Source organism: Achromobacter dolens (assembly GCF_902859745.1).
GTDB classification, from domain to species: Bacteria; Pseudomonadota; Gammaproteobacteria; order Burkholderiales; family Burkholderiaceae_B; genus Achromobacter; species Achromobacter dolens.
Map to the genome: position 1 here is coordinate 50,358 of NZ_CADIJW010000017.1, position 12,812 is coordinate 63,169.

The following is a 12,812-nucleotide window of genomic DNA, read 5'->3' on the forward strand; positions in this document are numbered from 1 at the left end:
CGTTTGCTGCGCCTGGCGCGGCGCATCGAGGCCGGCATGGTGATCCTGGAGGGCGGCCGCGGCGCCGCCCATCCCTCGCCGCAGCTCATTCCGCCTTCATGTTGGCGCTCTTGACGATCCCGCCCAGCCGCTTGTCCTCGGCGGCGATGAAGCTGCCGAACTTCTCCACCGAGCCGGGAATCGCCTCGTAGCCCGCGTCCGCCAACTGCTGCCGGACCTTGGGCGTGGCCATGACGTCGGCGATGGCCTGGTTCATCGCCTTGATGACGTCCTGCGGCGTGCCCTTGGGCGCATACATGCCGCCCCAGTGGGTGATGTTGATCTGGGCGAAGCCCTGTTCCGCCGTGGTGGGCGTGTCGGGCAGCAGCGGCGAGCGGTGGTCCGCCGTGGCCGCCAGCGCGCGCACCCGGCCCGAAGCGATATAGCTGCGCACCGACACCGCCGCCTCCGAGGCCGCGTCGACCTGGCCGCCCATCAGCGCGGTGGAACTCTCGGAACCGCTCTTGTAGGGCACGACCGTGACCGGCACCTTGAGCGCCTGGCCCAGCATTTCCGCGACGAAGTGGCCAGTGCTGCCGGTGCCGGCGGTGGCGAACAGGATGGGGCGCTTCTCCTTGGCGGCCTGTTGCTGCCAGTCCTTGAGCGAATGGATCTTGCTGTTGGCGCTGACGACAATGACCGAGGACGATTCGAACAGCAGTCCGACCGGCACCAGATCGCTGTCCTCATAGGGCATCTTGCTGCGCAGCAGCTTGTTGGTGATGGCGCCATTGCCGGCCACCAGGAAGGTGTAGCCATCGGCCGGGGCCTTGGCCACCATGTCCGAGCCGATGATGCCGCCCGCCCCGGGGCGGTTGTCGATGATGACGGGCTGCTTGAGATGATCGGACAGCCCGGTGGCGAAGATCCGCGTCATGTTGTCGAGCTGGCCGCCCGCCGAAAACGGCACGACAAGTCGCACCGGCTTCTCGGGCCAGGCGGCGGCGCTCGCGGCGGACGCCGTCATCACGCCCGCCGCGAGCGCGAGGGCGTACAGGGGATGCTTGAATCGGTCGAACTTCATGTTGTCTCCTTGGTAGGGCGTGAGGCGCTGCCTCATCTTTATGGTTGTGAAACGCGCTGCGAATCCTCCAGGGCCTGGCGCAGCACGGCGGGCAGGATGCCGCCCGCGCGCCAGATATCCATTTCGTGTTCGTTGTCCAGGCGGCAGAGCAGCGCCAGCGTGCGCGGCGCGCCAACGCCGCGGATCACGCACCGCGCCTCGCCCTGGGGCGCCAGGTCGGCCGGAATCTCGAGGTCGAACGTCTCGCTGCCGTCCAGGCCCAGCGTCAGGCGCGTGACGCCTGACGGCAACTGCAGCGGCAGGACGCCCATGTTCACCAGGTTGGAGCGGTGGATGCGCTCGAAGCTCTCGGCGATGACCGCGCGCACGCCCAGCAACCGCGTGCCTTTCGCTGCCCAGTCGCGCGACGAGCCATTGCCGTAATCCTTGCCCGCGACCACCACCACCGGCACGCCCGCGTCGCGGTAGCGCATGGCCACGTCGTAGATCGGCTGGATCTCGCCGTCGGGCTGGTGGCACGTCAGTCCGGCCGGGCCTTGTGGCAGCAGTTCGTTGACCAGCGTCGGCTGCGCGAAAGTGGCGCGCATCATCACGCGGTGGTTGCCGCGGCGCGCCAGGTAGGTGTGCAGCGCATCGGCCGGCACGCCCAGCGACAGCAGGTAACGCCCGGCGCTCGATTCGGGCGGGATCTCGTTGGCGGGCGAGATATGGTCGGTGGTGACCGAGTCGCCCAGGATGAGCAGGGCGCGCGCGCCCTCGATGCGCACCGCGCCGGTCTGCGGCGGCACGTCCAGATAGGGCGGGCGGCGCAGGTAGAGGCTGTCGGCGTCCCACGGATAGCAGGCGCCGCTGCCGCCGGGCAGGGCCTGCCAGGCCGGATCGCCCTCGAATACGTCGCGGTAGCGTTCGGTGAACATCGCCGGCCGCAAGTAGCCTGCCACCACGGCGTCGATCTCGGCGTCGCTGGGCCACAGGTCCGCCAGCATCACGGCCGTGCCATCGGCGCGCCAGCCGACCGCTTCGCGTTGCAAGTCGCGCATGACCGTGCCGGCCAGCGCATAGGCCACCACCATCGGCGGCGACACCAGGTAATTGGCGCGCGCCAGCGGATGGACACGGCCGGGGAAATTGCGGTTGCCCGACAGCACCGCCGCCACGCGCGGCGAGCCGTCCGCAATGCGTTGCTCCACCGCCGGCGCGAGCGAGCCCGACAGCCCGGCACAGGTCGCGCAGCCATAGCCGGCGGCGTGAAAACCCACCGCGTCCAGCGCGTCCTGCAGTCCGCTGGCGCGCAGGTAGTCGGTCACCACCCGCGAGCCGGGCGTGAACGACGTCTTGGTCCACGCCGCGGGCCGCAGCCCCAGCGTCCGCGCCTTGCGCGCCAGCAGCCCGGCGGCCACCAGCAGGCGCGGATTGGAGGTGTTGGTGCAACTGGTGATCGCCGCCAACACCACCGCGCCCTGCGGCAGGTCGGCATGCTCATGGCGGGGCAGGGCGGCGGTGGCCTTGGCGAAGGTCAGCGGCACTTCCTCCAGCGGCAGGCGGTCCTGCGGCCGGCTGGGACCGGCCGCCACGCGCGTGAACTGCGACAGATCGACCTCGACCAGCCGGCTGTAGCCGGGACGTTCCTGCGTGCGCCAGAGCCCGGCGGCCTGGGCATAGCGCCGCACGCGTTCGATGTGCGCCGCGTCGCGGCCGGTGCGGGCCAGATAGGCCAGGGTTTCCTCGTCGACCGGGAAGTAGGCGCAGGTCGAGCCGTACTCGGGCGCCATGTTCGCCAGCGTGGCGCGGTCTTCCAGCGATAGCACGCCGTCCAGCGCCTCGCCGGTGAACTCGACGAACTGCGCCACCACCTTGGCCTCGCGCAGGACACGGGTCAGGTTGAGCACCAGGTCGGTGGCGGTGACGCCGGGCGCCGGCTGGTTGAACAACCGCACGCCGATGACCTCGGGCGCGCGCAACACCAGCGCGTCGCCCAGCATCGCGGCCTCCGCCTCGATACCGCCGACGCCCCAGCCCAGCACGCCCAGGGCATTGACCATGGTGGTGTGGCTGTCGGTGCCGACCAGGGTGTCGGGACAGGTCACCGCCGCGCCCTGCGGCGTGCGCCGCATGGTGGCCACCTCGGCCAGGTACTCGATGTTGATCTGGTGCAGGATGCCCTTGCCGGGCGGCACCAGGCGCAGATTGTCGAACGCGCCCTGGGCCCATTTGAGGAAGGTGTAGCGTTCGCGGTTCTGGCGGTATTCGCGCGCCTCGTTGGCCTGGCGCGCGCCGGCATGGCCGCCTTCCTCGGCGATCAGCGAATGATCGACGATCAGGTCGGTGGGAATGAGGGGATTGATGCGGCGCGGGTCGCCGCCGCGCGCCTGCAGCGCATCGCGCATGGCGGCCAGGTCGATCAGGCTGGGAATGCCGCTGACGTCCTGCGCCAGCACCCGCGTCGGATGCAGCCAGACATCGGCGGGCGCGTCCGGCGCCGGCGCGTCGGGATGATAGGCCTGCAACAGGGCCAACGCGTGCGGCCGATGGCCGTGGAGGGCACTTTCATGCCGCAACGCGTTCTCGATCAGCACGCGCGCCACGTAGGGCAGGCGGCCGGCCTGCAGGCCGTGCTCGGCGGCGAAGGCCGGCACGCTGAAATGGCGGCCATATTCCGCGTCCGGGTCATAGGCCTGCAGATAGGGATCTTGCTCGGGGGGCTGCACGATGCGTTTGTCTCCGTTCCGTTGTCGCCGGGTCGGCGCCCGGCTGTCTTCAGCGCGTATCAGGCGGCCTTGCCAGCGTACAGCGCGTCCAGCCGCGCTTCATAGGCGAAATAGCCGATGCTTTCATAGAGTTCCATGCGCGTCTGCATCTGGTCGATCATGCCGCGCTGGGTGCCGTCGCGGCGGATCGCCTCGTAGGTGCGCTGGGCCGCGCGGTTCATGGCGCGAAACGCCGACAGCGGATAGAGCACCATGGCGACCTGGGCGGCTGCCAGTTCCTGCACCGTCAACAGCGGCGTCTGGCCGAATTCGGTGATATTGGCCAGGATGGGCGCTGGCAGCGCGCGGGCGAAATCGCGGAAGCCCTCGAGGTCGTGGACCGCTTCGGGAAAGGCGATGTCGGCGCCGGCCTCGATGCAGGCGGACAGCCGCTCCAACGCGCTCTGCCGGCCTTCGCTGGCCAGCGCATCGGTGCGGGCGATGATGACGAAGTGCGGATCGGTACGGGCGTCGACCGCCGCCTTGATGCGATCGACCATCTCCGGCAGGGACACCACTTCCTTGTTGGGGCGATGGCCGCAACGCTTGGCGCCGGCCTGGTCCTCGATCTGCATGGCGGCGGCGCCGGCGGCGATCATCGAACGGGTGGTGCGCGCCACATTGAAGGCCGACGCGCCAAAGCCGGTGTCGACATCGACCACCAGGGGCAGGGGGCAGACCTCGGTGATGCGGCGCACGTCCGTCAGCACGTCCTCCAGGCCGACGATGCCCAGGTCGGGCACGCCCAGCGAACCCGCCGCCACGCCGCCGCCCGACAGGTAGATGGCGCGAAAGCCAGCCTGCCGCGCGAGCAGCGCGTGGTTGGCGTTGATGGCGCCGACCACCTGCAGAGGCTGCTCGGCCTGCATCGCCATGCGCAGCCGCAGGCCGGCGCTGGCCGGCAGGTCGGGTTCGGGGGAAGTCATCATGGGGAGCTCCGTGGTGGGTAAGGGCAGGGGAGGAATGACTTCCATCAAGCAAGATACATGCCAATCGCATCCGCACTGGGGCCGAAGGCGGTGGAGCGGGGTAGGGTTTTCATAATTGAAATGCGGCCATCGCAATGATGAAATCCCCTCTTCGAGTTTCGTTACCGGTGCCGCCATGCTGACTGTCCCGACGCCCGTGGAATCCGACCTGGCGGCGCTGCCGCGCATCTGGGCCGTGGGCGTGGCGCGCATCGCCCGCACCTTCGCCCAGATCCTGCCCAGTTATGCCCAGCGCGGCGAATTCAAGCTGATCGAGGCCGGTTTCGACGCGGCCGCCAGCGTCATCAACGAGGCCGCGCGCCAGGGCCGCGTCGACGTGGTGGTGGCCGCCGGCCTGAACGGCAGCTATCTGCGGCGCCACGTCACGGTGCCGGTGGTGCAGGTCAAGATCAGCGGCTTCGAGGTCATGAACGCGCTGGCCACCGCACGCCGGATCTCGCCGCGCGTGGCCCTGCTGGGCCAGCACGCGCAGTATCCCGAGCTGCAGACCTTCATGCAGACCTTCGCCGTCGACATCCTGGTGCGCACTTACCGCGACCAGGACGACGCGCTGGCGCAGGCCAAGCAGCTCAAGGACGAAGGCATCGAGGTCCTGGTCGGTTCGGGCCTGATCGTCGACTACGCCGAGCGCATGGGACTGGCCGGCGTGCTGGTGTATTCGCTGGCCACGGTGGCCGCGTGCATCGAGGACGCCATCGAGATCACGCGCCTGCAACGCGTCGAGTCGGGCCGGCGCGACTACCTGAACGCCGTGCTGGCCAATCTCGACGAGGGCGTGGCCGCCGTTGACGCCGCCGGCCGCGTGCAGGCGCTCAATCCCGCCGTCGAACGCCTGCTGGGCATCACCGCCGCCGGCCTGGCCGGACGGCGGCTGGAGGAAATATCGCCGGCGCTGTCGCTGGACGAGGTGCTGCGCACAGGCAAGCGCGAAGCCGAATCGGTGCATCGGCTCGGCGGCAAGATGGTGGTGGTGAACCGCATTCCGCTGGCCAGCGGCGCCGGCCTGTCGGGCGCGGTGCTGACCTTGCAGGAAGCCGGCGCCATCCACCGCGCCGACCGCAGCCTGCGCACGCGGGCCCGCACCCCAGTGCGCACCGTGCGCTACACGCTGGACGACCTGCACGGCCAGTCCGCCCCGTTGGCAAAGGCCCGCATGCTCGGCCTGCGCTACGCCCGGGTCGATTCGACCGTGCTGATCGGCGGCGAAAGCGGCACCGGCAAGGAAGTCATGGCCCAGGGCATCCACCAGGCCAGCGCGCGCCATCATTTCCCCTTCATCGCGGTCAACTGCGCCTCGCTGCCCGAAACCCTGCTGGAAAGCGAGCTGTTCGGCTACGAGGACGGCGCCTTCAGCGGCGCGCGCCGCGGCGGCAAGCCCGGGCTGTTCGAGGCGGCCCACAACGGCACGCTGTTCCTGGACGAGATCGGCGACATGCCGCCGGCGTTGCAGATCCGCCTGCTCCGCGTGCTGCAGGAGCGGCAGGTGATGCCCGTGGGCGGCAGCGAACCGGTGCCCGTCAATGTGCGCATCATGGCTGCCACTCATCGCGACCTGGCGGCCATGGTGGCGGCCGGCGCGTTCCGCCAGGATCTCTTTTTCCGCCTGAACATCCTGCGCATCGACATGCCGACACTGCGCGAGCGCCGCGACGACATCTGGCTGCTGGCGCAGCACCTGTACCAGCGGGTGCGGCAGAACCTGGGCCTGGCCGGCGAGCCGCCGTTGCCCGAAGCCTTGCGCGACGCGTTGCTGGCGCACGACTGGCCCGGCAACATCCGCGAACTGGAGAACGTGCTGGAACGCCTGGCGGTGTTCCTGGCGGAAATGCCCGAGACACCGCTCGACCCGGAAGTGCGGCGCATCCTGGCCGACGTGGCGCCGGAACTGACGCGAGGCGCCGCCCACTCGGAGCCGGGCGACCTGGCCTCGCACGGCCGGCGCCAGCAGGCGGCGCATGTGCGCGAGGTGCTGACCCGCTGCGGCGGCGACCGGCGCAAGGCCTGCGAACAGTTGGGAATCAGCCCGACCACGCTGTGGCGGTGGTTGCGCACGGGCGCTTGACTCATTTCGACGACAGCTTGAGCCCTTCGGCGACCTTGCCCAGTGCGGCATACTCCCGCTCGATCTGCGCGCGGAAGGCGTCGCCCGTCACGATGGCGATCTGTTCGCCCGCATCCTCGACAAAGCTGCGCGTCGCCGCGGATTGCGCCGCGGCGGTGAATGCCCGCTCCAGCGCCCGCACGCGCTCGGGCGGCGTATTCCTGGGCGCCAGAATGCCGCGCCACAGCAGCGTCTGTTCCTCACCCAGGCCCAGTTCGTTCAGGCTGGTGGCTTGCGGCAGCGCCGCCACTTTGTCGGCCGAGGTCAATTGGAGGCATTTGACCTTGCCGCTCTTCACGTAGGGCAGCACCGGGGGAATGGATCCCACATACATGTCGATGTGCCCGCCCAGCAACGCCAGCAGGGTGTCGCCAGCCCCTTTGTAGGGAATGTCGCGTTGATGGATGTCCTGGCGGTTGAAGATCCGTTGCGCCGCCAACTGTCCCGGGCCGCCCGCGCCATCGGTGCCGAACGTATAGCGATTCGGCGCCTTGCGCAGCAACTGCATCAGTTGCTTGCCGTCGTCCGCGGCGAAGTCGTGCTGCACGCACATGACGTAGGGCGCGCTGGTCAACTGGGCAACGGCAATGTAGTCCTTGGGCGTGTAGGAAACCGGCGTGGTGTGCGGCGCCACCGTCACCGGCCCCAGCCAGACCCCGGCGATCGTGTTGCCGTCGGGCGCGGCGCGCACCATCTGCGTGACGCCGATGCTGCCGCCGGCGCCGCCCACGTTGACCACCACCACCGGCGCGCCCAGATGCGGTTCGGCGTCCTTGGCCAACATGCGGAAGAAGCCGTCGGTGCCGCCTCCCGCCGTGGTGGGAACGATCAGGCGGATCGGCTCGGCGGCAAGGGCGCCGCCCGCGATCAGCGAGCCAAGGGCCAGGGCAAACGCCCGGGCGGTGAAGGAAAAACGGGGCATGGCGGTCTCCTGAGGTGGCGCCGCCTGAAAGCCGGCGCCACGGGTCGTTGATTGTTATGGGAAAAATCAGCCTTCAAAATCGAACAGCAGCTTCGGGGTATCGCGCAGGATGATGTCGCGCGGGCCCGGGTCGGGCAGCCAATCGCCCAGCCAGTCCAGGCAGCGCCCGTAGTCGACCTCGCTCTCGTGCGATACCCACGGCCAATCCGTGCCCCAGAGCAGGCGCTGCGCGCCGGCTTCGCGCAGCAGCAGGGCGCTCAACGCCGCCGCATCCTGGCCCGCCAGACGGTAGGGCGCGGACAGCTTGATCCAGGTCTGGCCTTGGGCAAGCGCTTCGCGCAACAGGCCCAGCGTCGGAAATCCCGGCGTCAGGCCGCCAAAATGGTCCAGGACCAGCCGCACGCCGCTGGCCAGGATCGGAGGGAGCACCGCGGCCAGATGCTCGCCTTCGACATAGACCTCGACGTGCATGCCGCGCTCGCGCAACCTTGGATAAAGGGCGCGGTAGGCGCGGCTGCCGCTGTCTGGCAGGGGCCGGCGGCGCAACCAGTTCAGGCGCACGCCGCGCACGCCATGGGCGTACAGCATGTCCAGCTCCGCGTCGCCGATCTCAGGCTCGACGAGGGCGGTGCCGCGCAGGCGGCCGCCCGCGACCTGCAATGACCGCAGCAACAGGCCGTTGTCGCTGCCGTAGAAGCTGGGCGCGGTCAGGACGCCATAGCGGATGCCGTGGGCGTCCAGGACTCGCAGGTACTCATCGACTTCGGCATTGTGCAAGGGCGCCGAATGGCGGCCGGCAACCAGAGGCAGATCGGTGCGCAGGACGTGGGCGTGGCAGTCCGCGGCGCCAGCGGGAAGATTGAGCGGGGGTGTCATGCACGGCATCCTATCAATAGGATTTACTTTCTTCTAATTAAAGTTCCTGGCGGTTATGTATAAAATTTCCTGATGAGACGATTTTCCATTCCCCAGATGGAGGCCCTGCTGGCGATCGCCCGGCTGGGTTCCTTCCAGGCGGCCGCCGAGCACATGAATGTGACCCAGCCGACCATTTCCCTGCGCATCCGCGAACTGGAATCGGCGCTGGGCGTACGCCTGTTCGAGCGCGAGGGCAGGCGAGCAGTGCTGACAGCGGAAGGGGTGCTGGCGCGGCGCTACGCCGAGCAGGCAGTCGGCGTGCTCGATGAACTGGAAACCCGCCTGCGCACCGGCGACCCCTTACAGGGCCGGCTGCGGGTGGGCGCGTCGGAAACCATGGCGATGGCGTGCCTGCCGGCCATCGTCCGGCAACTCGAACAGCGCTATCCGCGCCTGCAGGTCGAACTGACCATCGCCAACAGTCTGGTGCTCAGCGAGCGCCTGAACACCAACCAGCTCGATATCGCCTTTCTCATCGACGCCGGCGTCAGCCATCATTTGCAGGTTGAACCGCTGGCCTGGGCCGAGGTGGCCTGGATCGGGCTGGACCCGCGCCCGCGGTTGCGGGCAGTGGACCTGGCCGCGCAGAAATTATTCGTGGTGCCGCCGCCGTCCCCGCTGCACCAGGTAGTGGCCGCCTGGTGCAGCCAGGAACGCACGCCATTGCCGGAATTCAGCACCTGCACAAGCGTGGCCATCATCGTCGGACTGATAACCGCCGGCGTCGGCATGAGTGCGCTGCCGGTCAGCGTGATGGCCGATGCGCTGGCCAGAGGCACCGTGGTGCGCTACGAACAGGAGCGGCCGTTCGCTCCGCTGCGATTGTGCGCGGCATATCCGCGGGTGGCCGACATGGCCGGGCTGGACGCCGTGGTTCGTATCGCAAGGCAGGAACTGGCGCAGGCGCCGTATTTTTCGGTGATCGAGGCTTGAAATCGGGAAAGGCGCGGCGGTTGGACGGGATGGGAATGCACGCCGCTGTGGGTCTCGTCGTAATGCGCATAATGTATATTATGTAAAGTAAGATTATCTCCTCGGACCGCCGCGGCAGGAATCGCCGCGCCCCTATTTTGAACTGAGGCGATCACCGTCCCTGCAGCCGGACGAGCGCGGCCGAGAGGTCATCGCTCGCCTGGCCAGGCGCGGCATGGTCGAGCGTCTGCCTCAGCGGCGCGACGGCGGCCTGGCCCGTCCGAAGCAGCATTGCCTGCACGGATGACCGCAGCATCGGATCGTCACTGCGCAGCCGCGCGTCGATCGCCGCCTCGATCACCGCCGATGCAATTTCAGCCGGCAAAGGCCAAGATTCACCCACCACCGCCGCCATCATCGTCGCCTTGTCCACGAGCCGTGTGGCGTCGGCCTCCCCTTTGATCGAGCCCGCAAGATACAGCAGCCCGGCCGGGCCGCTCTGCGCGAGCGTGCGCCACACGACCCTGGAGGACGTGTTGGAGCGCGATACGGCATCGATCATCGCCTGTGCGATGGCGTCATCGGGCTTGGGAAAGCCGCCGAGCGTGACGATGAGGTGTTCACGCGCTTCATCGGAGGGAGCCCTTTCCAGTGCCAAGATCAGCTCGCGCACGATATCGCGATAGCCTGTGGACCCTGGCCCCAGCGTCTGGGCGATCTGGATGCGGACAGCGGGCGATGTTGATGCCGCGCTGGCGGCATCGAGTTTCAGGCGCACGTCGTCCGGCAAGGGCAGGCCTGCGGCGATCTGCGCCAGATCTCCCAGCGTTCTTTCATCCCGCGTGTCGCGGATGGCCTGAAAAACGGTCTCGGACGCGCCTCGAGTCGCGGTCCATAGCGCCGTCCGCGTTGAAGCACGATCCGGCTCCGCCTGCGCCTGCCGCAAATGCGCGAGCAAGGGGCCTGCCATGGCGGCGCGTCCAGGCGCGTCGGCCACGGCGAGAATCCTGGCCACCGCGTTCATGCGCGGCTGCGGGACATTGCCGGCCATGTCCCGCGCCATGGCCTGTATCAACGCGTCGGACAGGCCGACGCCGCCTTGACGGCGTTGCGAGAGAAACGGCGCCGTCCAGAGCTGTTCGGCCAATGCCTGCGCGGCCTGGGTTTTCTCGCCTTCGTCCTGCGCGGCCACATAGCGGCGCGCGATCTCAGCAAACCTGCGCTGGTGCTCCGCCGACAGTTCCTCGCGCGGCGGGGACTGCCGGGGCGGGTCCGGAAGACCGGCCGCGGCGGCTCCGGCGGCCGTCAATCCCAAGATGGCTGACAGCCCGAATGGCCGCAATGCCGGGCCGCATGCCCGCCACGCCGGTCGCCGCACGGCGAGCCTGCGCAGGTTGTGTGCCCATTGCCAAAGCGTGTTGATAGGTCAGGCTCCGTATTCAGGTAAGGACGCTGGTCACGCTTCCGGGTGGATACCCAGTGCGGCGAGAGTCCGTATATTAGCCGGCGCTCCTGGCGGTCGCCGGTCGCGCTACGGCACTCAGCCCGGATGGAACTTGTACAGCGCGCATGCCAGAAAACCCGCTGCCAGCGCGAGATGGATGGCAATCCCCTGCCGGCCTTGCAGGATCGACGCGGGCCGTCTTGCGCGGATCGCCCAGGCGAGCAAGCCGGAATGCGCCAGCAGCAGGCCGACCGGCCACAGCGCCAGGTAAAGCAGCACCCCGAGCGGGTCGGGGCCATAGCCGTCGCCATGGCGCGGCGCTTCATAGACGGCGGCGGCGACTGTCCAAACCGCGAGCGTCAGCAGGCTCACAATGAAACTTATCCGGTAGTACAGAAACAAGGGATCCCCTTTGTTTTTGTGAAAGCGTCATCGCTCCGGTCATCGCGCTCATGCAAGCGTTCTCGACTCAATTTCCCAGCAGCCGCACCGTCTGCGGGTTGTAGCCGGCATAGGCGCCGGCGCCGCAGGCGACGACCGCTCGCGCTTGCGGCGGCACGCCGGTGGCGCGCACGGCCAGCTCGCCGCCACGCAGCCGGAATTCCCGGAACCGCTCCGCGGCCACCGAGCCATCCGGCAGGAAATACAGCCGCACCCGTGGCAGCCCCTTGTCCGGATCCGCCTGGCTCGCGGCGCTGAAAGTGGGCACCACCGCCCTCGCCTCGTGCCAGCGCGAGGGATCTTCCAGCGTCTGCCAGCGCACGCGCAGCGGCTGTTCCAGGTCCAGCATGGCCGGGCTCCCGCCCCGTCCCGGGTCGCAGGGTTCGCCGGCCTGGCTGCGCGCTGCCTGGCCGCCCAGGTCCAGCGTCTGGCCATTGATTTCCAGGCGGGCGATTGCCTGCGTCGTGTAGTTGTCGAGGCTGACTATCGTCAGTCCCGGGGGGCGCGCGGCTGTCATGGCCTCCTCGGTCGTGCCGGCAAAGCGCTCGATGGTCGGCGCGACCTCGACGTGGTCGGCGTAATGGAAGTACTGATAGATCAGCAGCGCCGCCTCGCCGTAGGCGAATGCCGGCAGCAGCTTGTCCAGATCGGGCGCGGGCAGGCGCCGCAGAGGCAGGGAATCGCCGGCATTGCCATCCTGCGAGGAATACGCATAGCGCTCGATGTCTGGCTTCAGGTGCGCGCCGGCGTAGGGAAAGGTGCCAGCCGCCACCAGGTTCGCGCCGGGATAGCGGCGAAAGCGCGAGAACCGGTCGTTTTGCGCCGAAGCGGGTTCCATGTAAGGCGAGCCGCCGCCATCGTTCGAAGATGCGGCGCGATAGTCCAGCCAGAGCGTGCGGCCGCTGAAGTTGACGTGGTTTTCAGTGATGGCCGGGTTGGCATCGCGGAAACGGTCGGCGCCCGCCCGGCGCACGGTGTCGTCCACCGGCACGATCAGCAGCGCCAGCAGCGAGGGCAGGAACAGCAACGCGTGGACCCGGCCGGGCACCTTGCCGCGATCCCGCACCAGGTACGCGACCCAGGTCAGCGCCAATACGATGGCCAGCGGGCCGCCGTACAGAATGCCGTACGACAGCAGCGCCGCCATGCCCCAGCCGAGGTTGTCGCTGAAGACGGCGAGCAGGCCAAGCGAGGCCAGCAGCGTCGCCAGCGCGAACGACACGATGATGCCAAACAGATAGTTCGTGGTCTTCAATCGATCAGGCCTCGTCGGAC

The 12,812-nt window shown here is 68.6% G+C and carries 10 protein-coding genes; 2 read left to right on the plus strand and 8 right to left on the minus strand.

From position 1 onward, the window contains the following. Nucleotides 1-85: 85 nt before the first annotated feature. The 3 genes from HV783_RS14565 to prpB are packed head-to-tail and all read right to left on the minus strand — an operon-like array spanning nucleotide 86 to nucleotide 4,739. Nucleotides 86-1,063, minus strand: a complete 978-nt coding sequence (locus HV783_RS14565) for a Bug family tripartite tricarboxylate transporter substrate binding protein (protein WP_054502477.1) — start codon at nucleotides 1,061-1,063, stop codon at nucleotides 86-88. 38 nt (nucleotides 1,064-1,101) lie between these two features. Then, complete coding sequence (acnA, locus tag HV783_RS14570; RefSeq protein WP_175189366.1) at nucleotides 1,102-3,771, minus strand: aconitate hydratase AcnA; 2,670 nt, start codon at nucleotides 3,769-3,771, stop codon at nucleotides 1,102-1,104. A 59-nt stretch (nucleotides 3,772-3,830) separates the two neighbouring features. Next, entirely contained in the window at nucleotides 3,831-4,739 is a 909-nt protein-coding gene (prpB, locus tag HV783_RS14575; protein ID WP_054502479.1) for a methylisocitrate lyase, read from the minus strand. 175 nt (nucleotides 4,740-4,914) lie between these two features. Here prpB and prpR point away from each other — a divergent pair, with 175 nt between their 5' ends. Continuing rightward, nucleotides 4,915-6,861, plus strand: a complete 1,947-nt coding sequence (gene prpR / locus HV783_RS14580; RefSeq protein WP_082401928.1) for a propionate catabolism operon regulatory protein PrpR — start codon at nucleotides 4,915-4,917, stop codon at nucleotides 6,859-6,861. Nucleotide 6,862: 1 nt separating this feature from the next. On the opposite strand, the gene HV783_RS14585 is transcribed toward prpR, so the two are convergent. Together HV783_RS14585 and HV783_RS14590 are read right to left on the minus strand one after the other, a co-directional pair. Then, nucleotides 6,863-7,822, minus strand: a complete 960-nt coding sequence (locus tag HV783_RS14585; protein ID WP_054502480.1) for a Bug family tripartite tricarboxylate transporter substrate binding protein — start codon at nucleotides 7,820-7,822, stop codon at nucleotides 6,863-6,865. A gap of 66 nt (nucleotides 7,823-7,888) precedes the next feature. Further along, entirely contained in the window at nucleotides 7,889-8,698 is an 810-nt protein-coding gene (locus HV783_RS14590) for an amidohydrolase family protein (protein WP_054502481.1), read from the minus strand. A 72-nt stretch (nucleotides 8,699-8,770) separates the two neighbouring features. Here HV783_RS14590 and HV783_RS14595 point away from each other — a divergent pair, with 72 nt between their 5' ends. After that, nucleotides 8,771-9,673 carry a LysR family transcriptional regulator gene (locus HV783_RS14595; RefSeq protein WP_081273488.1) on the plus strand — a complete coding sequence of 301 codons (903 nt, stop codon included), beginning with the start codon at nucleotides 8,771-8,773 and terminating at the stop codon, nucleotides 9,671-9,673. A gap of 151 nt (nucleotides 9,674-9,824) precedes the next feature. Here HV783_RS14595 and HV783_RS14600 read toward each other — a convergent pair whose 3' ends face one another. The 3 genes from HV783_RS14600 to HV783_RS14610 form a co-directional block, all read right to left on the minus strand. Beyond that, the gene (locus HV783_RS14600; protein ID WP_175189367.1) at nucleotides 9,825-10,961 is read right to left on the minus strand and encodes a hypothetical protein; all 1,137 of its coding nucleotides are present in this window, start codon (nucleotides 10,959-10,961) and stop codon (nucleotides 9,825-9,827) included. Between the two features lie 231 nt (nucleotides 10,962-11,192). Next, nucleotides 11,193-11,498: a hypothetical protein gene (locus HV783_RS14605; protein ID WP_175189368.1), complete on the minus strand. Its 306-nt coding sequence runs from the start codon at nucleotides 11,496-11,498 to the stop codon at nucleotides 11,193-11,195. 67 nt (nucleotides 11,499-11,565) lie between these two features. Further along, a complete protein-coding gene (locus HV783_RS14610) occupies nucleotides 11,566-12,792 on the minus strand; it encodes a hypothetical protein (RefSeq protein ID WP_175189369.1) in 1,227 nt (408 codons plus the stop codon). Nucleotides 12,793-12,812 lie beyond the last annotated feature (20 nt).